The organism is Embleya sp. NBC_00896 (assembly GCF_045207785.1).
GTDB lineage: Bacteria > Actinomycetota > Actinomycetes > Streptomycetales > Streptomycetaceae > Embleya.
The window spans coordinates 2,462,447-2,488,948 of the sequence record NZ_CP108776.1 but is presented as its reverse complement, the minus strand read 5'-3'; the positions used below and the strand labels follow the sequence as shown (position 1 = coordinate 2,488,948).

24 protein-coding genes and 3 tRNA genes are annotated in these 26,502 nt (G+C 70.6%); 21 read left to right on the top strand and 6 right to left on the bottom strand.

Annotated elements, in window-relative coordinates:
• The first annotated feature begins 23 nt into the window (after window positions 1-23).
• The 12 genes from ilvN to cimA all read left to right on the top strand — a co-directional run bounded on the left by ilvN (window position 24) and on the right by cimA (window position 13,615).
• On the top strand, window positions 24-551 hold the full coding sequence (gene ilvN / locus OG928_RS11085) for an acetolactate synthase small subunit (protein WP_406282396.1): 528 nt from the start codon (window positions 24-26) through the stop codon (window positions 549-551).
• Window positions 552-690: 139 nt separating this feature from the next.
• Entirely contained in the window at window positions 691-1,689 is a 999-nt protein-coding gene (gene ilvC / locus OG928_RS11080; protein ID WP_406282394.1) for a ketol-acid reductoisomerase, read from the top strand.
• Window positions 1,690-1,947: 258 nt separating this feature from the next.
• Window positions 1,948-2,217, top strand: coding sequence for a hypothetical protein (locus OG928_RS11075; protein WP_406282391.1), 270 nt, complete (start codon window positions 1,948-1,950; stop codon window positions 2,215-2,217).
• 82 nt (window positions 2,218-2,299) lie between these two features.
• On the top strand, window positions 2,300-2,815 hold the full coding sequence (locus tag OG928_RS11070; protein WP_406282388.1) for a SigE family RNA polymerase sigma factor: 516 nt from the start codon (window positions 2,300-2,302) through the stop codon (window positions 2,813-2,815).
• A 162-nt stretch (window positions 2,816-2,977) separates the two neighbouring features.
• Window positions 2,978-4,624 carry a PP2C family protein-serine/threonine phosphatase gene (locus OG928_RS11065; RefSeq protein WP_406282385.1) on the top strand — a complete coding sequence of 549 codons (1,647 nt, stop codon included), beginning with the start codon at window positions 2,978-2,980 and terminating at the stop codon, window positions 4,622-4,624.
• Between the two features lie 55 nt (window positions 4,625-4,679).
• Window positions 4,680-5,510 (top strand): hypothetical protein, encoded by an 831-nt coding sequence (locus OG928_RS11060; RefSeq protein ID WP_406282382.1) that lies wholly within the window; start codon window positions 4,680-4,682, stop codon window positions 5,508-5,510.
• A gap of 46 nt (window positions 5,511-5,556) precedes the next feature.
• Window positions 5,557-6,375, top strand: coding sequence for a hypothetical protein (locus tag OG928_RS11055; protein ID WP_406282379.1), 819 nt, complete (start codon window positions 5,557-5,559; stop codon window positions 6,373-6,375).
• A gap of 104 nt (window positions 6,376-6,479) precedes the next feature.
• Window positions 6,480-6,872: a hypothetical protein gene (locus OG928_RS11050; RefSeq protein ID WP_406282377.1), complete on the top strand. Its 393-nt coding sequence runs from the start codon at window positions 6,480-6,482 to the stop codon at window positions 6,870-6,872.
• A 226-nt stretch (window positions 6,873-7,098) separates the two neighbouring features.
• The gene (gene serA, locus OG928_RS11045; protein WP_406282374.1) at window positions 7,099-8,688 is read left to right on the top strand and encodes a phosphoglycerate dehydrogenase; all 1,590 of its coding nucleotides are present in this window, start codon (window positions 7,099-7,101) and stop codon (window positions 8,686-8,688) included.
• Between the two features lie 473 nt (window positions 8,689-9,161).
• A complete protein-coding gene (locus tag OG928_RS11040) occupies window positions 9,162-10,205 on the top strand; it encodes a 3-isopropylmalate dehydrogenase (RefSeq protein ID WP_406282371.1) in 1,044 nt (347 codons plus the stop codon).
• A 249-nt stretch (window positions 10,206-10,454) separates the two neighbouring features.
• Window positions 10,455-11,582 carry a branched-chain amino acid aminotransferase gene (locus OG928_RS11035; protein WP_406282368.1) on the top strand — a complete coding sequence of 376 codons (1,128 nt, stop codon included), beginning with the start codon at window positions 10,455-10,457 and terminating at the stop codon, window positions 11,580-11,582.
• A 413-nt stretch (window positions 11,583-11,995) separates the two neighbouring features.
• The gene (gene cimA / locus OG928_RS11030; RefSeq protein WP_406282365.1) at window positions 11,996-13,615 is read left to right on the top strand and encodes a citramalate synthase; all 1,620 of its coding nucleotides are present in this window, start codon (window positions 11,996-11,998) and stop codon (window positions 13,613-13,615) included.
• 91 nt (window positions 13,616-13,706) lie between these two features.
• On the opposite strand, the gene OG928_RS11025 is transcribed toward cimA, so the two are convergent.
• From OG928_RS11025 to OG928_RS11005, 5 genes are all read right to left on the bottom strand, one after another.
• Complete coding sequence (locus tag OG928_RS11025; protein WP_406282362.1) at window positions 13,707-14,150, bottom strand: hypothetical protein; 444 nt, start codon at window positions 14,148-14,150, stop codon at window positions 13,707-13,709.
• Window positions 14,151-14,438: 288 nt separating this feature from the next.
• Window positions 14,439-15,029 carry an ATP/GTP-binding protein gene (locus OG928_RS11020; protein ID WP_078975288.1) on the bottom strand — a complete coding sequence of 197 codons (591 nt, stop codon included), beginning with the start codon at window positions 15,027-15,029 and terminating at the stop codon, window positions 14,439-14,441.
• Entirely contained in the window at window positions 15,010-15,489 is a 480-nt protein-coding gene (locus OG928_RS11015; protein WP_406282359.1) for a DUF742 domain-containing protein, read from the bottom strand. The genes OG928_RS11020 and OG928_RS11015 overlap by 20 nt, the downstream gene beginning before the upstream one ends.
• Window positions 15,381-15,809: a roadblock/LC7 domain-containing protein gene (locus OG928_RS11010; RefSeq protein WP_020553297.1), complete on the bottom strand. Its 429-nt coding sequence runs from the start codon at window positions 15,807-15,809 to the stop codon at window positions 15,381-15,383. Before OG928_RS11010 ends, OG928_RS11015 begins: the two co-directional genes overlap by 109 nt.
• Window positions 15,806-19,909: a nitrate- and nitrite sensing domain-containing protein gene (locus OG928_RS11005; RefSeq protein WP_406282356.1), complete on the bottom strand. Its 4,104-nt coding sequence runs from the start codon at window positions 19,907-19,909 to the stop codon at window positions 15,806-15,808. Before OG928_RS11005 ends, OG928_RS11010 begins: the two co-directional genes overlap by 4 nt.
• A 496-nt stretch (window positions 19,910-20,405) precedes the next feature.
• On the opposite strand from OG928_RS11005, the gene OG928_RS11000 reads away from it, so the two are divergent.
• The 5 genes from OG928_RS11000 to OG928_RS10980 all read left to right on the top strand — a co-directional run bounded on the left by OG928_RS11000 (window position 20,406) and on the right by OG928_RS10980 (window position 22,002).
• Window positions 20,406-20,573: a hypothetical protein gene (locus OG928_RS11000; protein ID WP_406282354.1), complete on the top strand. Its 168-nt coding sequence runs from the start codon at window positions 20,406-20,408 to the stop codon at window positions 20,571-20,573.
• Between the two features lie 96 nt (window positions 20,574-20,669).
• A complete protein-coding gene (locus OG928_RS10995; protein WP_406282351.1) occupies window positions 20,670-21,470 on the top strand; it encodes a fumarylacetoacetate hydrolase family protein in 801 nt (266 codons plus the stop codon).
• Window positions 21,471-21,689: 219 nt separating this feature from the next.
• Window positions 21,690-21,761, top strand: a tRNA-Gln gene (locus OG928_RS10990).
• A gap of 51 nt (window positions 21,762-21,812) precedes the next feature.
• Window positions 21,813-21,888 (top strand) — tRNA-Glu (locus OG928_RS10985).
• Between the two features lie 41 nt (window positions 21,889-21,929).
• Window positions 21,930-22,002 (top strand) — tRNA-Glu (locus OG928_RS10980).
• A gap of 129 nt (window positions 22,003-22,131) precedes the next feature.
• On the opposite strand, the gene OG928_RS10975 is transcribed toward OG928_RS10980, so the two are convergent.
• A complete protein-coding gene (locus tag OG928_RS10975) occupies window positions 22,132-22,857 on the bottom strand; it encodes an IclR family transcriptional regulator (RefSeq protein ID WP_406282348.1) in 726 nt (241 codons plus the stop codon).
• A 221-nt stretch (window positions 22,858-23,078) separates the two neighbouring features.
• On the opposite strand from OG928_RS10975, the gene leuC reads away from it, so the two are divergent.
• From leuC to OG928_RS10955, 4 genes are all read left to right on the top strand, one after another.
• Window positions 23,079-24,491 carry a 3-isopropylmalate dehydratase large subunit gene (gene leuC, locus OG928_RS10970; protein ID WP_406282345.1) on the top strand — a complete coding sequence of 471 codons (1,413 nt, stop codon included), beginning with the start codon at window positions 23,079-23,081 and terminating at the stop codon, window positions 24,489-24,491.
• A gap of 3 nt (window positions 24,492-24,494) precedes the next feature.
• Window positions 24,495-25,091, top strand: coding sequence for a 3-isopropylmalate dehydratase small subunit (gene leuD, locus OG928_RS10965; protein ID WP_406282342.1), 597 nt, complete (start codon window positions 24,495-24,497; stop codon window positions 25,089-25,091).
• A gap of 121 nt (window positions 25,092-25,212) precedes the next feature.
• Window positions 25,213-25,494 carry a hypothetical protein gene (locus OG928_RS10960; protein WP_406282339.1) on the top strand — a complete coding sequence of 94 codons (282 nt, stop codon included), beginning with the start codon at window positions 25,213-25,215 and terminating at the stop codon, window positions 25,492-25,494.
• A 116-nt stretch (window positions 25,495-25,610) separates the two neighbouring features.
• The gene (locus OG928_RS10955) at window positions 25,611-26,420 is read left to right on the top strand and encodes an HU family DNA-binding protein (RefSeq protein WP_406282336.1); all 810 of its coding nucleotides are present in this window, start codon (window positions 25,611-25,613) and stop codon (window positions 26,418-26,420) included.
• Window positions 26,421-26,502: the final 82 nt, after the last annotated feature.

Here is a 26,502-nt window from a genome sequence, read left to right as displayed (position 1 = left end):
GAAGGCATAGGAGTCCAGCGATCATGTCCAAGCACACCCTCTCGGTCCTCGTCGAGAACAAGCCCGGCGTCCTGGCCCGGATCACCGCGCTGTTCTCGCGTCGGGGCTTCAACATCGACTCGCTCGCGGTGGGCACCACCGAGCACCCCGACATCTCGCGGATCACCATCGTGGTGACCGTGGTCGAGGAGCTGCCGCTGGAGCAGGTCACCAAGCAGCTGAACAAGCTCGTCAACGTGCTCAAGATCGTCGAGCTCGATCCCCCCGCGTCCGTGCAGCGCCAACTCCTGCTGGTCAAGGTGCGCGCCGACCACGAGTCCCGGTCGCAGGTCGTCGAGATCGTCCAGCTCTTTCGCGCGAAGACGGTCGACGTCTCGCCGGACGCGGTCACGATCGAGGCCACCGGCGGGCCGGACAAGCTGGCCGCGATGCTGCGCATGCTGGAGCCGTTCGGCATCAAGGAACTCGTCCAGTCCGGCGTCGTGGCCATCGGCCGCGGCGGCCGCTCGATCACCGACCGTTCGCTGCGGTCGGTGGAGCGCTCGGCCTGACGGACATGTCCGGACCTCGGTTCTGACGGACCGTCACGGTCCACATTTCAAACCAGCGGAACGCGGCCCGCTCGTGATTTGCGAAGATGACGAGCGGGGCGTGGCCCCTGAAACACCCGTCTTGAAGGAGAACCCCGAAGTGGCCGAGCTGTTCTACGACGACGACGCCGACCTTTCCATCATCCAGAACCGCAAGGTCGCGGTGCTCGGCTACGGCAGCCAGGGCCACGCCCACGCGCTGTCGCTGCGGGACTCCGGCGTCGACGTGCGGGTCGGTCTGCTGGAGGGCTCGAAGAGCCGCGCCAAGGCCGAGGAGGCCGGCCTTCGCGTCGTCACTCCCGCCGAGGCCGCCGCCGAGGCCAGCGTCATCATGATCCTGACCCCGGACCCGGTCCAGGCGAAGGTGTACGCCGAGGCCGTGGAGCCCAACCTGCAGGAGGGCGACGCGCTGTTCTTCGGGCACGGCTTCAACATCCGGTTCGGTTTCATCAAGCCGCCGGCCAACGTCGACGTGTGCATGGTCGCCCCGAAGGGCCCGGGCCACCTCGTGCGCCGGCAGTACGAAGAGGGTCGCGGCGTGCCGTGCATCGTCGCGGTCGAGCAGGACGCGTCGGGCAACGGCCTCGCGCTCGCCCTCTCCTACGCGAAGGGCATCGGCGGCACCCGCGCCGGCGTCATCAAGACCACCTTCACCGAGGAGACCGAGACCGACCTGTTCGGTGAGCAGGCCGTGCTCTGCGGCGGCGCCTCGGCGCTGGTCAAGGCGGGCTTCGAGACCCTGGTCGAGGCCGGCTACCAGCCGGAGATCGCCTACTTCGAGTGCATGCACGAGCTGAAGCTCATCGTCGACCTCATGTACGAGGGCGGCCTGGAGAAGATGCGCTGGTCCATCTCGGAGACCGCCGAGTGGGGCGACTACATCACCGGCCCGCGGATCATCACCGCCGACACCAAGGCCGAGATGAAGAAGGTCCTCGCCGAGATCCAGGACGGTTCGTTCGCGACCGCGTGGATGGCCGAGTACGAGGCCGGTCTGCCGAAGTACAAGGCGTACGTCAAGGCGGACTCCGAGCACAAGCTGGAGACCACCGGCAAGGAGCTCCGCAAGATGATGAGCTGGGTGACCAACGAGGCCTGATCCTCGCCGGTCGCGTTCGAGGTGCCCCGGGCCGATGGTCCGGGGCACCTTCGCGTGTGGGTGGGCCGCAGTTCACGCGGCATTCATCGCACGGTGGTGTCGGACGCCATACAGCGCAAGGCCCAGGAGACGCTGGGCCACGCGTGACGGCTGCCCGCCGCGTCCTCGATCGCGCGCAACCTCGACCGCCCGGCGCGCGTGTGCACCGTACAAGACGTGTCGCGCGATGTGAGCGACGGTGACGGGGGAGACAGCAGCATGACGGACGAGGGGGCGCTCGACGTCGCGTTCGACACACTCGAACGCGATGTGACCCGCCTCCTCGGCGCGCGGGCGAGCGGCGGCCCGGCCGCGATCGCGGCTCTCGCCGCGCGGCGCCGGCGACGACATCACTTCGTCGTCGGCCTCGGCCTCGCGGGGGTCCTCGCACTCGCCGCGGTCATTCGGGTCACCGCGACGCGGAACCGATCACCCGCTCGTTCGCGTGGGTGGGGGAGAGACGTCCGCGGCGGGCATTCCGCGACCTGAACCGACATCAGGTGCGTGCCCCGGGCCGGATAAAGTACCGGGTCACGGCAGGACGCACGCCGCGACGGGACGCGGGGGAGCGATGGGACGGGACACGGGCGGTCGCGCCGACTTCGACGTGTTCTACGCGGAGAGCCACGGCGCCCTCGTCGCACACCTGTACGCGCTCACCGGCGATTTCGGCGAGGCCCAGGAGGCCGCGCAGGAGGCCTACATCCGGGCCTGGAAGGACTGGGACCGGATCAGCGGCTACGAGAACCCCGTCGCGTGGATCCGACTCGTCGGCCAGCGGATCGCGGTCAGTCGCTGGCGCCGCACCCGAACCGCGCTCAAGAGCTGGATCCGGCACGGCCCGGACGGCGACCTGCCCGCGCCCGGGCCCGAATCGGTCGCGCTCGTCACCGCGTTGCGCAAGATCCCCGAGGCCCAGCGCCGCGCCATCGTGATGCACCACATGGGCGGCCTGTCGGTCGCCGAGATCGCCGCGCACGAGGGCGCGCCCGAGGGCACCATCAAGGCCCGCCTGGCCCGCGGTCGGCACGCGCTCGCCGGGCTGCTCGCGGACGGCTCCGAAGCGGTGCGTACCGGACAGCGGTAGCCCCCGGGGCCCGATGATTCGGTAAACCCGAAGGAATTGCCGGTCCTGTTCACATGCCATGGCCGCATCCGAGGCAGCATGCTTGAACGAGGCAGTAACGAGGCAGTGCTATCGCCGCACCGGACTTGCCGTTCCGGTCCGACATCGTGGAGCGTGAGACACATGAGGGGCAGAGGGGACTCGGGTCGGGAGACGATCGTGCCGGCTCGCGGTGGCTTCCCGGAACGGACGCTGCGGCAGGACGAATTGCGCGCCGAGCGACCACCGGCGGCGGACGACGACATCTTCGGCGACCTCTACCTCGACTTCGAGGACGCGCCGACCCGGGAGCCGGCCGGCCGGACCGAGCCGCCGCACCCGCGGGCCGGCCGGCGACCGAGCCACGACCCGGCGACGGCGACCGAGCCGGCACCCGGACCCGAGCCCGAACCCGAGCCCGAGCCCGCGTCGGACCGCGCGACCGAGCCGGCCGACTCGTACGAACCCGCCGACCCCGAGCCCGACCCGGCGCCCGAGGTGGTGGAACCCGTCGCCGAGGCCGCGCCGCGATCCCTGTGGGACCAGGCTCCCCGGCCCGCCGAGACCTTCGCGACCGCGCCGGAACCCACCGAACGCACGCCCGATCCGACCCCGCACACGGTGACCCCGCGCGCGGTCCGCCCGGACAGGGCGACCCCCACGCCGCCGCCGTCGGTGCCCGCGCCGCCCACGATCGTCCCCGGCTCCGCCGACACCACGATGGCCGTGGGGCACGCCGTGCCGCCCCCGCCGCCCACCGTGCCGCCGATGCCCAGGACGCCGCCGGCGCCTCCCGCGCCGCCCGCAGCGCCCCCGTCCGCCGCCCCCGCCCCTGCTGCCCCCGCGGGCACCATCCCGGTGGCCGAACCGGCCGACGACGCGGACGACCTCGAGGTCCCGACCACGTCGCGCAGCGACAGCCTGCGCCGCGCGGAGGCGGCCGACGACGACGTCGAGGAGCTCGCCGGCCCACCGCTCGGCGTGCAGGCGTCCGCGTGGTCGACCTCCTCCCACCCCGGCCGCAGGCGCGCCGCCCGACGCGAACGGCGGGGCCTGGGACCGGAGCTGACGGCCCGTGACAACGACGACCGGTACGCCGCGACGGGCGAGGTGTTCATCGTCGCCGACGGCCTCGGCGGACACCCGGCCGGTTGGTACGCGGCCGACGTCGCCGTGCGCACGCTGGTGTCCGAACTGGCCGCCGCCGACCTGTCCGCGGGCTGGAGCGACCGGCTCAGCGCCGCCATAGCGGTCGCCGACCTGGCCGTGCGCCGACACGGCGTCGCGCAGTACGAGGGCATGCGCACCACCGTGGTGGCCGCCGTCCTGCAACACGGCCGACTGCACCTGGCCGGCTGCGGCGACAGCGTGTGCTGGCTGGTGCGCGGCGGGCGGGCGTTCCGGCTCACCGAGCAGGGCAACGCCGCGGAGTTCGGCCGTCCCTGGCTGCTCACCTCGACGCCCCTCGGCGGCTCGCAGGCGCCGGACCCCGAGCTCCAGCGGATCGAACTGCACCCCGGCGACCGTGTGGTCCTCGCCACGGACGGCGTCGGCCACCTGCCCGACGAGACCGTGGCCGACCTCGTGCACGGCGACCCCTTCCACGCGGCAACGACCTTGACCAGAACCGCGGTCGAGAGCGGTGACGACGACGCCACGGCAGTCGTGGTCGAATGCGACGCACTGCCCGTACCCGAGGGTCATCGCTCCGGCGCGGACCCCCGCGAGCAACCCGGTGATGCGTCGACCGGCCCCGGGGCTCTACGGTCGGACGGCGGAACGGCCTGGTGACGGATCACCGGGCGAAGATGGGCGATGCCCCAGCGCGGGGCACGAGACCGGACGGATGGCGATGCTCGAACTGATCCTCACCGTGGCGACGTCGGACGACGCCGACCAGCAGGAGTCGGACCTGGCCCGGCCGCGCACGGTGAAGGTGCAAAGCGAGCCGGGCAAGAAGATCGCGATCGGCCGGGACCCGTCGCGCTGTGGGCTGGTCACACCGAAGGACTGGCGCTTCGTATCGCGCGTGCACCTGGAGTTCGTGTACTCGCTGGAGCGGGGCTGGAGCGTGGAATGGCTCCAGGGTTCGCACCCGCGCCCGGTCGCGCTCGTGCAGATCGACCGCGAGGGTGTGTCCGAACCGGTGCCGTACGGCGCGACGCTGCCGCTGGGTTCGCTGCGCCCGGGCCGGGTCGTGGTCACCGACCTCGCCCGCCGCCGGCGGGTGTTGGTCGAGTGGCGGGTGTCCCTGCCGCAACGGCCCGGCGACGAGCCCACCGAGCCCGACGTCGGCGTCCCCGAGACCCAGGACGTCGCGCCGTTCGTGTTGCAGAACCGACTCTCCGAGACGGAGATGGAGGTGCTGGCCGCGCTGTCCTGCGACTGGGTGCACGGGCGTCCGGTCAAGCGCGCGAAGTCCACGAAGGAACTCTGCGACCTGCTGCACCTGTCGGCGGCCACGGTCGAGCGCTACAAGACCAAACTGCGCCGCGAATTCTACAGCTCGGGCCTGTGCCCGGAGCTGAACTCCCTGCTCGGCCCGAACTATCTGGACACCGTGCGTCATGTGCACGGAGGCTGGGACCTGATAGCGCAGACGGCGGTCACGCACGGGATAACGGGGCGCGGTCCCTGCCCCTGCGGTGCCGACGCGCCACACGCCGGCTCCCGGTGACCCCGACGACGAGGGAGAGCCGGCCGATGGGAGAGGAGGGGGGACGATGCTGGAGTTGAACATGTCGTTCGCCGCGCTCGCGGACGGCCGCGAGGCGGAACGCGATCCGCTGCCGGGCCCCAAGAGCGCGCGCACCCGCAGCGAGGTGGGCGCCCGCCTGGTCGTGGGCCGCGACCCCACCGCGTGCCGCCCGTTGCTGACGCCGCACGACTGGCTGTTCGTCTCGCGTCGGCACCTGGTCTTCGAGTACAGCGAGGATCGCGGCTGGACGGTGGAGTGGCCGCGTGGTCAGCGGGACACCCCGGTCGCCATCGTGCGGATCAAGCAGGGGGAGACCTCGCAGGACGTGCCGTACGGCGCGATCCTGCCGCTGTCCGCGCGGACGGCGGGGACCATCACCGTCAGCGACCTCGCCCGCCGGCGCAGCATCGTGCTCACCTGGCGCGCGGTGCATCCGCTCGGCGGACGCGGTGTGCAAGAGGTGATGACGACCGCGCAGACCATGGACGAGGGACCCGGGGAACTGCGCCGCAAGCTGAGCGGTGTCCGCCTGGAGGTGCTCGCGGGGATGTCCTGCGACTGGATCCACGGCCGCCCCACCAAGCGTCCCCGGACCACCGACGAGTTGTGCGAGATGCTCTACATGGCCAAGGCCACGGTCGAGCGGTGCAAGACCGAGCTGCGGCGCGACTTCTACAGTTCCGAGCTCTGCCCGGAATTGAACGATCTCTTGGGGCCGGACTACCTGGACACGACCCCGCATGTGCACGGAGGGTGGGACCTGATCGCGCAGACGGCGGTCACCTGCGGCATTGTGGGGCGCGAACCGTGTCCGTGTGCCCGTCGCGGTGGCTCGGTCGACTGAAGGGCGGAGCCGCCGGGGTGGAGTCGACCGAAGGTGGCGTCGAACCGAGCGGCGGGATCGGGACGCGGGATTGACTGTCGACCAGGAGCGTGGGGGAGGAATCGGTGCTCGATCTCAACATGGCGTCGACTTCGGGGGCGGACGACGCGGCGACGGTTGCCATGCTGATGGCAAGCGCGCCGAGCCGGCCCGGAGCGACATTGGCGGTCGGTCGCGACGCGACCCGCTGTCACCTGGTGACGCCGGCCGACTGGCTGTTCGTGTCCCGCGTCCACCTCGAATTCCAGTACGGCGACGACATGACGTGGTGGGTCACGTGGCGGCGCGGCTCCCAGGACGCGCCGGTCGCCGAGGTGCAGGTCGACGACGGTCAAGCGCGCACCCTGCCCTACGGCGGCACCACGCCGCTGCCGAGGCCGGGTTCGGGCGAGGTGGTCATCCTGGACCTGAACGGCCAGCGCAGGGTCACCATCGGCTGGTTCCTCGCGGCCGACTGAGCGGTCCGCGACCCTCGTCCGCGGCACTGGCCGCATCGCAATCACGACCGATCCGCACGCTGATCCGACGCGAAGTCGGAGACGTTGCCCCACACGCCCGGAGTCCACACATCGGACATCTGTGAAGTCATTCACAAGGGCGGCGGTAGGATCGGCCACGCGTCAGGCCACCCCGTCGTGCGTCTTCCACGCGGCCACCCGTCATCGCAGCACGCGAAGGAAAACCGTGAGCAAGCCCGTCGTTCTCATCGCCGAAGAGCTGTCCCCGGCCACCGTCGATGCCCTCGGACCCGATTTCGAGATCCGCCACTGCGATGGTGCGAACCGCGGTGAGCTGCTGTCCGCGATCGCCGACGTCGACGCCATCCTGATCCGCAGCGCCACCAGGGTCGACGCCGAGGCGATCGCCGCCGCCGGTCGGCTCAAGGTCGTCGCCCGCGCCGGCGTGGGACTCGACAACGTCGACGTCCCGGCCGCCACCAAGGCCGGCGTCATGGTCGTCAACGCGCCGACCTCGAACATCGTCACCGCCGCCGAACTGGCCTGCGGCCTGATCATCTCGGTCGCGCGCAACATCCCGCAGGGCAGCTCCGCGCTCAAGAACGGCGAGTGGAAGCGCAGCAAGTACACCGGCGTCGAGCTCTCCGAGAAGACCCTCGGCGTGGTCGGCCTCGGCCGGATCGGCGTCCTGGTCGCGCAGCGCATGTCCGCGTTCGGGATGAACATCGTGGCCTACGACCCCTACGTGCAGCCGGCCCGCGCCGCCCAGATGGGTGTCCGCCTGCTCACCCTGGACGAGGTCCTGGAGCAGTCCGACTTCATCACCGTGCACCTGCCCAAGACCCCGGAGACGCTCGGCCTGATCGGCGACGAGGCGCTGCGCAAGGTCAAGCCGACCGTGCGGATCGTCAACGCCGCCCGCGGCGGGATCGTCGACGAGGTCGCGCTCGCGTCCGCGCTCAAGGAGGGTCGGGTCGCCGCCGCCGGTCTCGACGTGTTCTCGAAGGAGCCGTGCACGGACAGCCCGCTGTTCGAGTTCGACAACGTCGTGGCCACGCCGCACCTGGGCGCCAGCACCGACGAGGCGCAGGAGAAGGCCGGCGTCGCGGTGGCCAAGTCGGTGCGGCTCGCGCTCGCGGGCGAACTCGTGCCGGACGCGGTCAACGTGCAGGGCGGCGTGATCGCCGAGGACGTGCGCCCGGGCCTGCCGCTGGCCGAGAAGCTCGGCCGGATCTTCACCGCCCTCGCGGGCGGCGTCGCGGTCCGGATCGACGTCGAGGTGCGCGGCGAGATCACCCAGCACGACGTCAAGGTGCTCGAGCTCGCGGCCCTCAAGGGTGTCTTCGCGGACGTCGTCGAGGAGTCGGTCTCCTACGTCAACGCCCCGCTGCTCGCCCAGGAGCGCGGCGTGGAGATCCGGCTGACCACCAGCTCGGAGAGCCCGGACCACCGCAACCTGGTGACCGTCCGCGGCACCCTCGCCGACGGCGGCGAGGTCTCGGTCTCCGGCACGCTCGCGGGCCCCAAGCACATCGAGAAGGTCGTCGAGGTCGACGGCTTCGACGTGGACCTGGTGCTCACCTCGCACATGGTCTTCCTGCGCTACGCGGACAAGCCGGGCGTGGTCGGCGTGATCGGCCGCCACCTCGGCGAGGCGGGCGTCAACATCGCCGGCATGCAGGTCGCGCGGGCGGCCAAGGGCGGCGAGGCGCTGGTCGCGCTGACCGTCGACACCACGGTGGCCCCGCAGAACCTGAGCGAGATCGCCGACGAGATCGGCGCCGCGTTCGTCCGCTCGGTCAACATGGAGGACTGACGGCCGCAGCACCCGCTCGCAAGGCCCGGGAACCGCGAGGTTCCCGGGCCTTCGGCATGTCCGGAGCCGCCGCTCCGACCGGTTCGCCACGCCCGGCGATGGGCGTGCGGTCTCAGATAGTAGGAACTCCGAGTAAATTGCAGACACGACGTGAACCGTCGCCTACCGTGAAAGAAGACGGCCCTTCCGTACCCGGAAATCCCTGTACGGCAGGACATTTCAGCACGCCCACAAGGCCACTGCACGTGTCCGTCACACACCGTGTAGACACCCGAGCCTTGTGAAGGAAGTGCACCCATGGACGAGACCACGCGCCGCAACGCCGCCCGCGCCCTCCAGCGCGCCCTCGACCGTCGTGACAACGGCGGCAGCCCCGCCGACGAGGACCGCTGACAGCTCACGATTCGCACCGATGCGTCCCAACATTCGGACTGCACATGTCAGCCCATGGGACGGAAGGTAAGGTCCACCGCATGTCTCGCAGCATTCGTCTCGCAGTGGTTCCCGGTGACGGTATCGGCCAGGAAGTGGTCGCGGAGGGCCTCAAGGTCCTCGGCGCGGTGCTCCCGGCCGAGATCAAGGTCGAGACCACCGAGTACGACCTCGGTGCCCGCCTGTACCACCGCACCGGGGAGACGCTGCCCGACAGCGTGCTCGCCGAGCTGCGCGGCCAGGACGCGATCCTGCTCGGCGCCATCGGCGACCCGAGCGTCCCCTCGGGGGTGCTGGAGCGCGGGCTGCTGCTCAAGCTCCGCTTCGCGTTCGACCACCACGTGAACCTGCGCCCGGCCAGGCTCGCGCCCGGTGTCGTCTCGCCGCTGGGCGCCGACGCGAAGATCGACTTCGTCGTGGTCCGCGAGGGCACCGAGGGCCCGTACACCGGCAACGGCGGCACGCTCCGCACCGGCACCGAGCACGAGGTCGCCACCGAGGTCAGCGTCAACACCGCGTTCGGCATCGAGCGGGTCGTGCGCGACGCGTTCGCGCGGGCCCAGGCCCGTCCGCGCAAGAAGCTGACCCTCGTGCACAAGAACAACGTGCTCGTGTTCGCGGGCCGGCTGTGGACGCGGATCTTCAACGCGGTCGCGGCCGAGTTCCCCGACGTCACCACCGACTACCTGCACGTGGACGCGGCGACCATCTTCATGGTCACCCAGCCCGAGCGGTTCGACGTGATCGTCACCGACAACCTCTTCGGCGACATCATCACCGACCTCGCCGCGGCCATCGCCGGCGGCATCGGCCTCGCGGCGAGCGGCAACATCAACCCGTCCCGCGAGTTCCCGTCGATGTTCGAGCCCGTGCACGGCTCGGCGCCGGACATCGCAGGTCAGGGCAAGGCCGACCCGACCGCCACCGTGCTGTCGGTGGCGATGCTCCTGGAGCACCTCGGCCTGACCGCCGAGGCCCGCAAGGTCGAGGCCGCGGTGTACGCGGACCTCGCCGAGCGCGGCACCCTCGGCACTCGCGGCACGTCGCAGATCGGCGACGCGCTCGCGGCCCGAGTAGCCGGCTGATTTCGCCGGCATCCACCACGTCCGTCGACCGGGACCGTCGACGCGTACCCCCTGCCGGATCGGCGAATCGACCATCCGGCGGGTCGGGGGCCGCGCCTGTCGGGATCCCGGTCGACTGCGTTAACGTCTCACCGGGTGGAACGCCGGTGCGGTATCCGGGAACACTTCCATCGAGAACACTTCGACGGAAGCCGGGTCCCACAAGCACCCAGCCCCGCCATACTCCACGGTGAAGGACGAAGACCAGCCATGACGACCGCCGCCCCGCAGGAGCCCGCCCTCCAGGCCTCCCTGCCGATCGACCTCAAGCCCACCGCGCACCCGCTGAGCGACGCCGAGCGTGCCAAGCGCCTGGAGAACCCCGGCTTCGGCCGCGTGTTCACCGAGCACATGGTCGGCATCAAGTGGAGCGCGGGTCGTGGCTGGTACGACGCGCAGCTCACGCCCTACGCGTCGCTCGACATCGACCCGGCGAACATGACGCTGCACTACGCGCAGTCGATCTTCGAGGGTCTCAAGGCGTACCGCCGCCCCGACGGCAGCGTGGCCACGTTCCGGCCGTACGCGAACGCCGCGCGCTTCCAGGCGTCCGCCCGCCGGCTGGCGATGCCGGAGCTGCCGCAGGACCTGTTCGTGGCCGCCGTCGACGCGCTGATCCGGCAGGACGCGGCGTGGGTGCCGAGCGCGCCCGAGGAGAGCCTGTACCTGCGGCCCTTCATGTTCGCGACCGAGGTCGGCCTCGGCGTGCGCCCGGCCAACGAGTTCCTGTTCCTGGTCATCGCCTCGCCCGCCGGCCCCTACTTCGCGGGCGGCGTCAGGCCGGTCTCGGTGTGGCTGTCGCAGGAGTACGTGCGGGCCGTGCCCGGCGGCACCGGCGAGGCCAAGTGCGCGGGCAACTACGCCGCGTCGCTGGTCGCCCAGGCCCAGGCCATCGAGCAGGGCTGCGACCAGGTCGTCTGGCTCGACGCGGTGGAGCGCCGCTGGATCGAGGAGATGGGCGGCATGAACCTGTACTTCGTGTACGGGGAGGGCAAGGACGCGCGGATCGTCACGCCGCGCCTGACCGGCTCGCTGCTGCCCGGCATCACCCGCGACTCGCTGCTGCAGCTCGCCGCCGACCGCGGCTACGCCACCGAGGAGGCCCTGATCTCGGTCGACGACTGGCGCCAGGGCAACGAGAACGGCGCCCTGACCGAGGTCTTCGCCTGCGGCACCGCGGCGGTCATCACCCCGGTGGGCTCGGTCAAGTCCAGCACCGCGAGCTGGACCGTCGGCACCGGCGAGGCGGGCCCCATCACGATGGAGCTCCGCAAGGCGCTGGTCGACATCCAGACCGGCAAGGCGGAGGACGTCCACGGCTGGACCCACCAGGTCTGACCACCGGCGAACGCCGGCCCCGATGCCTGTGACCGCAAGTCACCCCCCGGACGCAACGGGCGGCGCGGGTGGACACCCGGGAGCGCGCACCACGCTCCAGGGCACACCCGCGCCGCACGGCCGCTACGCAGACACGCCGGCCCACATAGTGAGACCGCGAGACCACACGCAACCGAATGTGCAAGACTCCGCACCATGCAGCAGTGGCTCATTATTAGCCGCAGCGTGCCGGCAACGGGCTGATCCCCCCACAAGGGGTACGCGCGACGACACGACAGTGTCCTTCGCATCGCCCACCGCCCGCACGCAGACCTCTCGCGACCGCGAGGGGTCTTTTTGTTTGGCCGCCCCACCCCCGGCGGCGATCAGCGCGCGGGCCCGCCATTATTTGATCGATGGGAGAACCGAGGCCAATGCACCCGACGAACCCGACCGACCCGAGCACCTTCCACGTCTTCGACACCACCCTCCGGGACGGTTCGCAGCGCGAGGGCATCAACCTGACGGTGTCCGACAAGCTCACCGTGGCCCGTCACCTGGACGAGTTCGGCGTCGGCTTCATCGAGGGCGGCTGGCCCGGCGCGGTACCGCGGGACACCGAGTTCTTCCGCCGCGCGAAGGAGGAGCTCCGGCTCGTCAACGCGGTCCTCGTGGCCTTCGGCTCGACCCGCAAGGCCGGCACCTCGGCCGCGGCCGACCCCCAGGTCCAGGCCCTGCTCGACGCCGAGGCGCCGGTGGTGTGCCTGGTGGCCAAGTCGCACGACAAGCACGTCTCGCTGGCCCTGCGCACCACGCTCGAAGAGAACCTGGAGATGGTCCGCGACACCGTCGCGCACCTGTGCGCGCAGGGCCGCCGGGTGTTCGTCGACTGCGAGCACTTCTTCGACGGCTACCGCGCCAACCCCGAGTACGCGCTGAGCGTCGTCGCCGCCGCGCACGACGCGGGCGCCGAGGTCGTGGTCCTGTGCGACACCAACGGCGGGATGCTGCCCAGCGGGGTCCGCGAGATCGTCACCGAGGTACACACCCGCACCGGCGCGCGCCTGGGCATCCACGCCCAGGACGACACCGGCTGCGCGGTCGCCAACACGATCGCGGCCGTCGAGGGCGGCGCCACGCACGTCCAGTGCACCGCCAACGGCTACGGCGAGCGGGTCGGCAACGCCAACCTGTTCCAGGTGGTCGGCAACCTCGAACTCAAGAAGGACATGCGCGTCCTGCCCGCGGGCCGGCTGCGCGAGATGACCCGGATCTCGCACGCGATCGCCGAGGTGGTCAACCTCGCGCCGTCCACCCACCTGCCCTACGTGGGCGTGTCCGCGTTCGCGCACAAGGCCGGGCTGCACGCGTCCGCGATCAAGGTCGACCCCGACCTGTACCAGCACATCGACCCCGCGCTCGTCGGCAACGACATGCGGATGCTGATCTCGGACATGGCCGGGCGCGCCTCGATCGAGCTCAAGGGCAAGGAGCTCGGCTACGACCTCTCCGACGACAAGGAACTGGTCGGCCGGGTGGTGAACCAGGTCAAGGAGCGCGAGGCCGCCGGGTACACGTACGAGGCCGCGGACGCGTCCTTCGAACTGCTGCTTCGCGACGAGAGCCTGGGCCGCGCCCGGTTCTTCGCGTTGGAGTCGTGGCGTGCCATCAGCGAGCAGCGCGGCGACGGCGTCCCGGTCAACGAGGCCACCGTCAAGCTGCACGCCAAGGGCGAGCGGATCGTCGCCACCGGCGAGGGCAACGGCCCCGTCAACGCGCTCGACCGCGCGCTGCGGCTGGCCCTGGAGCGGATCTACCCGCAGCTCGCGACGTTCGAACTGGTCGACTACAAGGTGCGGCTGCTGGAGGGCAGGCACGGCACCGACGCGATCACGCGGGTGCTGGTGGAAACCACCGACGGCAAGAAGGAGTGGAGCACCGTCGGCGTCGCGGAGAACGTGATCGCGGCCTCGTGGCAGGCCCTGGAGGACGCCTACACCTACGGCCTGCTCAAGGCCGGGCTCACCCCCGGTGGACCGGACACGGAGGCATAGGCCCCGGCCCGGGGGATCTCGGCGGGTGCGACCCACCGACATCCCCCGGACCGGACCTGTGACGGTCTGTGGAACGGCGCCTGACGAACCGTCAGGGGCGGCCGGGGCGGAACGATCGCCACCCGTCGCCCCACGGTTCGTCCCAGCCCGCCGGCAGCGGCGACAGGGACCCGGGAGGCGGCGTCGGGAGCGGGGGCTTGGCGGCCCGCGGTTGGACGGGGGCGGGCGCCGGGGCGGGCGGACGGACGGGCGACGACGCCAGCGGACTCGCCGCGGTCATCGGGTTGGGCGGCAGCAGCGGTTCGCTCTCTTCGAGACGTGCCAACTCGCGCCCGACGGCGAAGCGTTCCAGTCGCCCTCGGACCTCTTCCGGTTCCCGCGAGACGGGGAGGTCCCGCTCGGGGTCGAATCCCTCGGCCGCCGCACCGGGCAGCAGATTGGCCTGCGGGGGCCTTCTCGGCAGCCCCGATTCGGTCGTTCCGTCCACCATCGGAAGGCGGGCCGCTTGCGCCGCGCGCCTGCTGTTGTCGTCCACCGAACCCACCTCGGTTCGTTGTTGGGCCTGCGCCTCAAAACGCTCTGATATCAATTGGGCAACAGATGACTATGGGAGGACCTTAGCAATGCGCGGCACGAGGCGGGCACCCGCCCGGGCATGTCGCGGCGCCTGTCACACATTTGTCGAATTCCGCGAACACCCTTGGTAATCACGGCGCACGGAGTTCACCGGCCGCACAAGACTTTGGGCGGGCCCCGATTCGGGGCCCGCCCAAAAGCAGGTGGTACGCAGTACGAAAAAACAGGTGCAGACAGGTACCGAAGGTCAGCGAAGCCGCGCCATCAGCGCGTGCTCCACCAGCGTGATCAGGGTCGACTTCGCCGATTCGCGACGCCGTGCGTCACAGCTCACGATCGGTGTGTCCGGCCCTATTTGCAAAGCCTCGCGGACATCCTCCGCGTGGTGGGTCTGCAATCCGTCGAAGCAGTTGAGCGCGACGATGAACGGCAGGCCACTGTTCTCGAAGTAGTCGATCGCGGGGAAACAATCGGCGAGGCGACGCGTGTCGACGAGAACCACGGCGCCGATCGCACCGCGGACCAGGTCGTCCCACATGAACCAGAAGCGGTGCTGACCCGGCGTACCGAAGAGGTACAGGATCAGATCCTCGTCCAGCGTGATGCGACCGAAGTCCATCGCGACGGTCGTCGTCTGCTTGTCCGGTGTCGCCGACAGGTCGTCGACACCGGCGCTGGCGGACGTCATGACCGCTTCGGTCCGCAGCGGCGCGATCTCCGAGACCGCGCCGACGAGCGTGGTCTTGCCGACCCCGAATCCGCCGGCGACGACGATCTTCGCCGACGTGGTGGAGGACCTGGCGGGGACCGGGCCCGGGCTAGAGCTTGCGAAGTCCACTGAGCACCCTTTCGAGCAGCGTGACGTCCGGCTGCCCCTGGTCGTTCCCGGGCTGGTGGATGACCACCAGCCCGGCTTCGGCGAGGTCCGCGACCAGTACGCGGGCCACGCCGAGCGGGATGGTGAGCAGAGCCGAGATCTCGGCTACCGACTTGACCTCCCGACACAGCGCGCAGATGCGCTGGTGCTCGGGCAACAGGCCGGGTGGGTTGGCCACCTGAGGTGTGGTGGTGACCAGGGCCTCCAGCGCGAGCTGATAACGAGGCCGGGTGCGACCACCGGTCATGGCGTACGGGCGGACCAGGGTCTCGTGAAACTCCTGGTCCCCGTGATCGGACATATCCGGAGGCGTCATCGCGGCAGTGCACCTTGGAGTTCGGCCCGCAGGGCCGGCGTGAGCACGGCGCCCGCGCGGTCGACGAGCAGGGCCATCTCGTAGCCGATCAGGCCGATGTCGCACTCGGGCGAAGCCAGCACGGCCAGCGACGAGCCGTCCGAAATCGACATGATAAAGAGGAAACCCCGTTCCATTTCCACGACCGTCTGGGTCACGTGCCCGCCCTCGAAGATACGGGACGCACCCTGGGTCAGGCTGGTCAAACCCGATGCGACGGCGGCGAGCTGGTCGGCCCGGTCGCGAGGGAAGCCCTCGGACAGGGCGAGCAGCAGGCCGTCCGCGGAGACCACGACCGTGTGCGACACCCCAGGGGTGTTGTCCACGAAGTTCGTGATCAGCCAGTTCAGGTTCTGCGCGGCCTGGCTCAACGACTTCTCAGTCATGCCTGCTCCTGGTTGTTCTCGTCACGAGGCCGAGGGGCGGATCCCCCGGACCCGGCGGTGCGACCCTGCTGGATGCCCCGGCGGAAGTTGGTCAGACGCCCGCGAACCTCGTCGGGCGACCGGGACAGACCCGGAGCGCCAGGCGCGGTCGGCCGAATCGGCTCCTGGCGGGAGCCGCCGGCCATGGGCGCCGTACCCGGACCACTCGGGGCCTGGGCCCCGCCGGCCTGCTGCTCGACGCCGCCCGGCACCAGGTTGGCACGGGGCACACGACGGGGCAGGCCCGCTCCGGTGGTGCCACCCGAGGAAGGCTCACGGGCGGCCTCGGCCGCACGCCAGCCGTCGTCACCAGCGGAGTACCAGCCGGACTGCTGACCCTGGGGGCCGGCGGCGGGTGCGACCGAGGTGGACTGCTCGGGGATCTCGTCCGGCTCCGTGGGAGTGCCGAACATGTCGGTGACGGGCTGCTGACGCCCACCGCCGAACGCGGGGGACTGCTCGATCGGCCGACTCGGTGTCTCGACCGAAGGGACCTGCGGCGGGTTCGTCGCCATCGGCACCCGGCGGTCGAGGTTGCCCAGCGGATCCGCGTCGGGCGCGGGCGGCTGCTCGCGCTCCGGCGTGTCCGTCTCCCCGCCACGAGGCGTGGAACGGACCTGCGCGGCGCGCATGCGGCCGCCCCGGTTGCCCTGGCGGTGGAACCAGTCCGACTCGAGCGTGTCGAAGATCGGCAGCCTGCCGTCGTCGCCGGTGCTCGGCGGCGCGCTCATGTCCAGTTCGGACGGAGCGCCCCCCTGAGCGGCGATCTCCGGCGAACCGGCGGGCGCGAACGGGCTGTTCCCCTGCTGGAAGGGATCGGCCGGCGCGAACGGCGAGGCCGCCGGCCGGACGTCGCCCTGCGGGCCGCGGGCCTGCTCCGCCCGGGTGTGCTCGTCCTGCTGCTGCGGGGCGGGCACCGGACGGGTCTGCGGGCCGCGCAGTACGGGCAGCGAGTCCCCGGTCGGGGACGGCTGGTCGTACCGAGGCAACTGCTCGCGCTGCGGCAGTTCCTCACGACGCGTCAGGTCCTCGCGACGCGGTGTGTCGTACGCGGACGGGACGTTCGCGGGCGGTGCGACCGGCTCGATCGGCGGCACGGGTGCCACCGGGGTGAGCCCGTCGTACTCCGTGCCCCACTGCTGGTCGTCGCGCCGGGGCGCGAGTTCCGTGCCCGGGCGGTCGAACCCCTGCGCGGGCCGCTCGTATCCGCCCCGGTCGGCCCCGGGCCGCGGCTCGTCCGCGAACGGCGAACCGAACGGGGACGCGAACTGCGCCGTGTCGCCCACCGGGCCGGAGCCGTTGCCGATCTGCGGCGGGGCCGGGAAGGACCCCGTGTCGTGCCCGTACTGCGGCTGCTGCGACTCCCGCCGCTGCGGCTCGGCCCGACGACTGTCGCCGAACACGGGTGCGGCCGGCGCGGCCGGGAAGGACCCGGTGCGCGGGTCGTCCTGACGCGGTTGCTCCTGCGGCGCGACCGGAGCGAACGGGTTGTCGCGACCGGGCGTGGCCGGCGGCGGCGAACTCGGCGCGCGGTGCGACCCGGTGCTGGTGACCCCGGGCTCGCTCGCGAACGGGTTCACCGTGCCGGGGTACGGCGTGTCCTGCGCGGCCGATCCGTCCTGGAAGGACGGGGCCGCGCACGACTGCGTGCTGCCGTACGACGGCTCCTGCTGGACCGGAGCCTGCTGGGGCGGCTGCGGCTGTGCGATCTGCGGCGGCCGGTTGACCGGCTGCGCCGGCGCGTCGACACCGCGCTGCGGCAGCTCGCGCCGCCGGTTGCGCTCCTCGGCCCGGCCGCCCACTCGGGGCCCCGGCAGAGCCGGAGCGGCGGGCGCGGCGGTGGCCGCGGGCACTTCCTCGGTCCAGCCGGAAACGGCGGCCGCGGTCTTGTCGCCGCCCTTGCTCCAACCGTCGCCGCCACCGGGGCGGTCGCCCTGGATGAGCTCGATCGGGAGCATGACCAGCGCGGTCGTACCGCCACCCTCGCCCGGCCGGAGCTGGACGCGGATGCCGTGCCTGGTGGCCAGGCGGCCGACCACGAACAGACCCATGCGACGCGAGATGGAGACGTCCACCACCGGCGGGCGAGCCAGCCGCTGGTTGGCGTCGGCGAGGTCGTCGCCGGTGAGGCCGATGCCGTTGTCGTGGATCTCGATGAGCGCGCGGCCGTCCGGGAGGATGTGGCCGGTGACGCGCACCTTGGTGTGCGGGCTGGAGAACGTCGTCGAGTTCTCGAGGAGCTCGGCGAGCAGGTGCACGAGGTCGTTGACCGCGCGACCCGCGATGTCCGTGGTGGGCAGCGCGCCCAGCTCGACCCGCTCGTACTGCTCCACCTCGGAGGCGGCGGCGCGAAGGACGTCGACCAGCGGAACCGGTCGGGTCCAGCGGCGGCCGGGCTCTTCACCGGCGAGCACCAGAAGGTTCTCACCGTTGCGACGCATACGGGTCGCGAGGTGGTCGAGCTTGAACAGGTTGGCGAGCTGGTCCGGGTCGGCCTCGCGGTTCTCCAGGTCGGAGATGAGCGCGAGCTGACGCTGGATCAGGCTCTGGCTGCGGCGCGAGAGGTTGACGAACATCGCGTTGACGTTGCCTCGCAGCAGTGCCTGCTCGGCGGCGAGTCGCACGGCCTCGGCGTGCACCGCGTCGAACGCGCGGGCCACCTGGCCGATCTCGTCCCGGGAGAGCACACCGATCGGCTCGATCGTCAGGTCCACGTCGCCGGGATCCGACTCGGAGAGTCGGCGCACCGTCTCGGGCAGTCGCTCCTCGGCGACCTCGAGCGCGGAACGACGCAGCGTGTTCAGCGAGCGCACCAGCGACCGCGCCACGATCACACCGAGCAGGATCGTGATCAACAGCGCGCCGACGACGAGGATCGTGTTGACCAACGCGGCGGTGCGGGCCTCGTCGCGCAGCTCGTCGGCGGTGGCCGACAGCTTGAGACCGAGTTGGGCCTCGACCTGGCCGAGCGCGCCGATCTTGTCGGTGGAGAGCGTCCACCACTCCTGAGTGGTGAACTCGTTGGAGACGGGGAGCTTGCCGAAGGTGCCGGTCCTGCTCGCGGCGGGGTCGACCGCGTCGTTGACCAGGCGCTTGAAGAGCTGGAAGCGCTCCTCGACCGCGGTGATCTTGTCGCGGCTGACGTTCGTCTTGTACAGGCTGTTCCACTCGGCGGGCGCGACGTTGACGAACTCGACGGTGGCGTTCTGCTCGGCCTCGTTGAGTCGGCTCAGCGTCTCGGCCGCCTCGGCCGGGATGTCGTTCGGCTTGAGGCCGTACGCCATGACCACGGCTCGCTGCGCGGACGCGTACGCCTTCGCCTCGCCGAACGTACCGAGTGCGCGGGCGCCCTGGATCAGTTCGGCGTCCCGGGTGACCTCGGGTGCCTCCTGGTTGATCTGCAGGAGCTGCAGGATCATCTTGTTGTACGCGTCGACCGTGCTGCGCGCGCTGGTCTTGAAGGCGTCCTGGCGGGCCTGGTTGAGGCTCGTCAGCGAGTGGCCGACCTCCACGAGCGTGGCACCGAGCACCGGCATCGAGTCGGTGTTCAGCTTCGCGACGGACGCGTTGTACGTGGCTACCTGATCGTCGGTCTGCTTCTTGGCCTTGGCGACCTCGGCGGTCAGCTCGGGCGAAGGACCGACACTCGCCTGGGCGAGCAAGTCACGTTCCTGCTCCAGCCACGTGGCCAGCGTCGACGCCTGGTCGATGATGGCGGCGGCCTTCTGCACCGTGTCCATCTCGCGCGTCTTGTCGATCGACGACTGGATTCGCAGGCCGCCGAGCAACGCGGCGACCACGACGGGGAGCAGGAGCAGCGCGGTGATCCGGGTACGGATGCGCCAGTTCCTGATCGAGAACAGCAGCTTGAGCCGGGACGGTGCCGCCCCGGTGGGCCGGGCGGTCCCGGCGCTGGGTATGGGGTCCCCGACGGAGTCGGGAGCCCCGTTGGCGTCCTGGGGTCCACTGGCTTGCTGCGGGGTTCGCACCTCCGGCGAGGAGGGGCCGGCCGTGGCCGGGGCCCCCGCGGAGTCGTGCTGCTTCTTCCGACGTCCCTGCACTAGCGTCGCAACCTCTTGTGACCAGTCGTTAGACCCGCCGGTAAGGCGAGGCTCGTGTGCGTAAATCCCTGGATTCGCGTTCTTCCCAGGGCGCCTCGGCCGCGTTCGGGCGGCGAGGCGAAGGAACTCCGCTTGTTGGGAACCACCCCCGTGGTCGCAGGCATTTCAGCACAGCCACGGGGCCGCAACAAGATAGCGGGGTCCGGACAAATAGCGATACGCCCAAGTCTTGGCCGATAAGGCGTTTTGCAGGGGAAGGACCCGGTATAAACGGGCGATCATGGGCAAAATGCCACACGTTTGTCGAGGTTCCGGGGAGGTGAAAATCACATATTGGCATCCCGGTTCGAACACCTGGTGTAAACCGTGATGTGCAGTCCGTGACGTGACGGCGATGTGACCCGTGACCACCCCCGACGTAACCACGGGTAACCTTGCTGTACAAGCCTGCACCCTGCACGCAGTTGGCATACGAGACGAGCGAGAACCGAGAACAGTGGACAACATCAGCACGCACCGCCCGAGCACGGCCAACCCCAGGCGCACGCAGGTCGACGTGGTCCTGCCCCGTCAGCGCGGCGCGGAGGCCGACGGCGAACAGCCGATCGCGGAGGTCCGGACCGCGAACCCGCGGCGCACGAACCTGATGGACGTCCCCTCCTGAACCCACCGCATCGCACGTGACCGCACGCCGAGGCGTGGGTCGCCCGCGTAGCCTGGGGACGTCTCGTTCGCGACTCTCCGGCAAGGGTGACCCATCTTGCGCATCGCCAGGTTTTCCACTGACGACTCCGTGTCCTTCGGGGTGGTGACCGGCGACGCCGACCAACCCGAGTCGCTCGTGGTGCACGCCATCGCGGGGCATCCCTTCGGCGAGTTGCGTCCCACCGGCGAGCAGTACCCGCTGTCCGCGGTCCGGCTGCTGGCACCGGTGCTGCCGAGCAAGATCGTCGCGATCGGCAAGAACTACGCCGCGCACGCCGCCGAGATGGGCTCCGGCGTGCCCGACGTGCCGATCACGTTCCTCAAGCCGTCCACGTCCGTGATCGGCCACGGAGACAAGATCGCCTATCCGCAGATCTCCGACGACGTGCACCACGAGGCGGAACTCGCCGTGGTGATCGGTCGGATGTGCCGTGACGTGCCGGCCGAGCGGGTCGCCGAGGTGGTCTTCGGCTTCACCTGCGCCAACGACGTGACCGCGCGCGACCTGCAGCGCGCCGAGGGCCAGTGGGGCCGGGCCAAGGGCATGGACACCTTCTGTCCGCTCGGCCCCTGGGTCGAGACCGACATCTCGCTGTCCCAGGTGTCCGACGGGGAGGGCCTCACCGTCGCGTGCACCGTCAACGGCGAGGTGCGCCAGGCCGGCAGCACCGGACAGATGATCCGCACCGTCGCCGAGCTGGTCGTGCACGTCACGCAGGCGATGACGCTGCTGCCCGGCGACGTGATCCTGACCGGGACGCCGGCGGGCGTCGGCCCGATCCACGTGGGCGACCGGGTCTCGGTCACGGTGGGTGGCATCGGCACCCTCTCCAACACGGTGGTCAAGCGCGGGTGACGTGCCGCGGCCGCGCCGCGCGACTGCCGTGGAGGCCGCGCCGGTTCGCCGATGACGGGCGGGTCACCCGGACTTGTGGTGGTTCGAACGGGGGTCCGGTAACCCGTTTTGGTCACGCGCGCCTCATCGGGTAAAGTTCTTCTCGTGCCGCCCCGCAAGGGAGCAGCGCGGAGCGAAGTCCTCGCAAAAGCCCCCGGGTGACGGCGAAGGACCGAGCATTGGGGTATGGGGTAATTGGCAGCCCGACGGTTTCTGGTTCCGTTAGTCTAGGTTCGAGTCCTGGTACCCCAGCTGCATCGTTTTCGGACGATGCCGCTGGAAGAAGATGATGATGGAAGATCTGGCCCCGTTGTGTAGTGGCCTAGCACGTCGCCCTCTCAAGGCGGTAGCGCGGGTTCGAATCCCGTCGGGGCTACCAGATCGTCCTCTCACAGCAGAGTGCAGCACCAAGCAGTACGAGGCCCCGTTGTGTAGTGGCCTAGCACGCCGCCCTCTCAAGGCGGTAGCGCGGGTTCGAATCCCGTCGGGGCTACCTCGAAGAAGACCTCTCGCAACAGCGAGGGGTCTTCTTGTTTTTGTCGCGGCGCCTCGGCGGCGCCGGGCGTGGCACCGGGGGTGTGCCGTTCCCCGGACGCCGGTCGGCGCCCGGGGAGTTCGCGTTTCAGACCTCCACCTGCGCCCGGCGCAGCGCGTCGGACAGCTTGGCGGCGGCCTCCATGACGGCCTGCGCGTGCAGTCGGCCGGGATGCCGGGTCAGCCGCTCGATCGGGCCGGAGACGGACACGGCGGCCACCACGCGGTTGCTGGGGCCGCGGACGGCCGCGGAGACGGACGCGACGCCCGGCTCGCGCTCGCCGATGCTCTGCGCCCAGCCGCGGCGCCGCACGCCGGACAGGGTGGTCGCGGTGAACCGCGCGCCCTGGAGGCCGCGGTGCAGGCGCTCGGGCTCCTCCCACGCGAGCAGGCACTGTGCGGCCGAGCCGGCCTTCATCGGCAGCGTGCTGCCCACGGGGACGGTGTCGCGCAGCCCGGAGAGCCGCTCGGCCGCCGCCACGCATACGCGCATGTCGCCCTGGCGCCGATACAGCTGCGCGCTCTCGCCCGTGATGTCGCGCATGAGCGCGAGCACGGGATGGGCGGCGGCGAGCAGGCGGTCCTCGCCCGCGGCCGCGGCCAGCTCGGCCAGGCGCGGGCCGAGCACGAAGCGGCCCTGCATGTCGCGCGCGACGAGGCGGTGGTGTTCCAAGGCGACCGCGAGTCGATGCGCCGTGGGCCGGGCAAGACCGGTTATGGCGACGAGTCCCGCGAGCGTGGCGGGACCGGCTTCGAGCGCGGCCAGCACGACAGCGGCCTTGTCGAGTACGCCGACTCCGCTAGAGTTGTCCATGCCTTGATATTGCCGTCTCGGATTACGAGACGCAAGTCCGCGGCCGAGGCTGGTGCCGGCACAGTGGCGCAACGCGCCGAACCCGATGACCGGAGAACAGCCGCTACCCGTCGGGATGCAGGGAGAACGCGTCAGGGCGTCGACTGCGGATGCGGAATCAGCCGCATCCGACCGCGACCGAGGACACATAGCCGGCAATGACGCCGGCCGGAGGGACAGCGATGGGACGGACACTCGCGGAGAAGGTCTGGGACGCACATGTGGTGCGTCGCGCGGAGGGCGAGCCGGACCTGCTCTACATCGACCTGCACCTGCTGCACGAGGTGACCAGTCCGCAGGCGTTCGACGGTCTGCGCCAGGCCGGTCGTCCCGTCCGTCGTACGGATCTGACGATCGCGACGGAGGACCACAACACGCCGACGCTCGACGTCGACAAGCCCATCGCGGACCCGGTCTCGCGCGCCCAGATCGAGACGCTCCGCAAGAACGCCGCCGAGTTCGGTGTCCGCATCCACTCGCTGGGTGACGTCGAGCAGGGCATCGTGCACGTGGTCGGCCCGCAGCTGGGTCTGACCCAGCCGGGCATGACCGTGGTGTGCGGCGACAGCCACACCGCCACCCACGGCGCCTTCGGCGCGCTGGCGTTCGGTATCGGCACGAGCCAGGTCGAGCACGTGCTGGCGACCCAGACCCTGCCGATGGCGCCGTTCAAGACGATGGCCGTGACCGTCGAGGGCGAACTGCCCGAGGGCGTCGGCGCCAAGGACCTGATCCTCGCCGTGATCGCGCGGATCGGCACCGGCGGTGGCCAGGGCTACGTCATCGAGTATCGCGGACAGGCGATCCGGACCCTCTCGATGGAGGGCCGGATGACGGTCTGTAACATGTCGATCGAGGCCGGCGCCCGCGCGGGCATGATCGCGCCCGACGAGACCACGTTCGAGTACCTCCACGGCCGTCCGCACGCGCCGCAGGGCGAGGACTGGGACACGGCCGTCGCCTACTGGAAGAGCCTGGCGACCGAGGCGGACGCGGTGTTCGACAAGGAGGTCGTCATCGACGCCTCCGAACTCTCGCCGTTCGTGACCTGGGGCACCAACCCCGGTCAGGGCGCGCCGCTGGGCGACTCCGTGCCGGACCCGGTCGCGATCGCGGACCCGGTCGAGCGCGCGGCGGCCGAGAAGGCCATCAAGTACATGGGGCTGACGGCCGGCCAGAAGCTGCGCGACATCGCGGTGGACACGGTCTTCGTCGGTTCGTGCACCAACGGCCGGATCGAGGACCTGCGCGAGGTCGCCGGGATCATCAAGGGCCGCAAGGTCGCCGACGGCGTGCGGATGCTCGTCGTGCCGGGCTCCGTGCGGGTCTCGCTGCAGGCCGTTTCCGAGGGCCTGGACAAGGTGTTCACCGAGTTCGGTGCCGAATGGCGCTACGCGGGTTGCTCGATGTGTCTGGGCATGAACCCCGACCAGCTCGCGCCCGGCGAGCGCAGCGCGTCGACGTCCAACCGCAACTTCGAGGGACGGCAGGGCAAGGGCGGCCGTACCCACCTGGTCTCGCCGCAGGTCGCGGCCGCGACCGCCGTGCTTGGCCACCTGGCCGCACCCGCCGACCTGAGCACCGCAGGAGTCTGAGCGATGGAAGCCTTCACCACCCACACCGGAACGGCCGTCCCGCTGCGCGAGAGCAACGTGGACACCGACCAGATCATCCCCGCGCACTGGCTCAAGAAGGTCACGCGCGACGGTTTCGAGGACGGGCTGTTCGAAGCCTGGCGCAAGAACCCGGAGTTCGTGCTGAACCGGCCCGAGCGGGCCGGCGCCACGGTCCTGGTGGCCGGCCCCGACTTCGGCACCGGGTCCTCGCGTGAGCACGCGGTGTGGGCCCTGCAGAACTACGGGTTCAAGGCCGTCATTTCCGCGCGCTTCGCGGACATCTTCCGCGGCAACTCGCAAAAGGGCGGTCTGTTGACCGTCGTGCTGCCGCAGGAACAGGTCGAACACCTGTGGGCGCTGACCGAAGCCGACCCGAAGGCCGCGATCACCGTGGATCTGGTGGATCGTCAGGTCCGCGCGGGCGACCTCGTCGCCGACTTCGAGATCGACGACTACACGCGGTGGCGGCTGCTCGAAGGGCTGGACGACATCGGTCTGACCTTGCGTCACGAGGAGGACATCACCACGTTCGAGGCGGGGCGGCCGAGTTGGCTGCCGCGCACCCAGCCGGTGGGCTGATCACGAACTCCCTTGCGGAGTAGGCAAATTCGCGAGGATCGAACGGCGGGACGCGTCAGCGTCCCGCCGTTTTCGTGTTCGTTGTTCGCTCCAATGGCCGCCCCGTTGTGCCCATAGGCGGATGAGCTGTCACAATTGCGGTGTGGAGCACCAAGGCCGACACGTGAACGAGTTCGAAGAAGTAGAACTCTTCGCCGAACTGGCCACCCGGTTGAAGGTTGCCCACGCCCGGGTGCGTAGGCTCCAACTACCGAACGAGGCTAAAGTGGCGCTAATCCGCCGCTTGTTGGTCATCACCGACGCGGCAAAGCATGATTTGGCGGACGCCTCCCGGCGTCTGACCAAGCTCATGAACGAGTTGGACGCGGAGCCCGCGAGTTCGCGGGAAGCTGCCGAAGCCTGAATCCGTTGCGACACAAGGGTGATTCGCCCGTTCGGTAATTGCTTCGGTACTTTTGGATGCTTAGCGTGCCCAATGCCGGCTGAACTGTCCCGGCATCGGTTTCCGAAGGGGAAGACGTGAACAAGGCGCAGCTCGTCGAGGCGGTCGCTGACCGACTGGGTGGCCGCAAGGCCGCCGCAGAGGCAGTCGATGCCGTCCTCGACACCATCGTTCGTGCGGTCACGGGAGGAGACCGGGTGTCCATCACGGGCTTCGGCTCGTTCGAGAAGGTGGACCGTCCGGCTCGATACGCTCGTAACCCGCAGACCGGTGAGCGGGTGCGCGTGAAGAAGACCTCGGTGCCGCGCTTCCGCGCGGGCCAGGGCTTCAAGGACTACACGAGCGGGACGAAGAAGCTCCCGAAGCCCAACGTGAAGAGCGCGGCCGCCAAGAGCAGCCCCACTCCGCGCGTGATCGCGACGGACGCCACGGCGCCCGCCGCGAAGGCGACCACCCGCAAGGCCACGACGGCGAAGAAGGCGACGGCGAAGCCGGCGACCACTCGCGCCGCCGCGACCAAGACCCCGGCTGCGACCACCCGCAAGACCGCGGCGGCCGCCAAGCCGACGGCTGCCAAGTCGACCGCCACGAGCAAGCCGGCCGCCAAGAAGGCGACCAAGGCCCCCGCCGGCAAGGCGGCCGCCAAGCCCGTGACGGCGAAGAAGGTCACGGCGAAGGCCGCGACCTCGGCGACCAAGACGACCACCACCAAGGCCGTCAAGACCACGGCCGCGGCGAAGGCGCCCGCGACCAAGGCCGCCAAGGCGACCGTCAAGGCCACCACCGCCAAGCCGGCCGCGGCCAAGCCCGCCGCCGCCAAGGCTCCTGCCGCCAAGGCGCCGGCGGCCAAGAAGGCCGCCGGAAAGCGTGCGGCCAAGAAGGCCTGACGCGGCGGTCTCCGCTCACGCGGTGTGCGCCGACGGCGACGGGCCGGGACTCCCCAGTCGGGAGACCCGGCCCGTCGCCGTG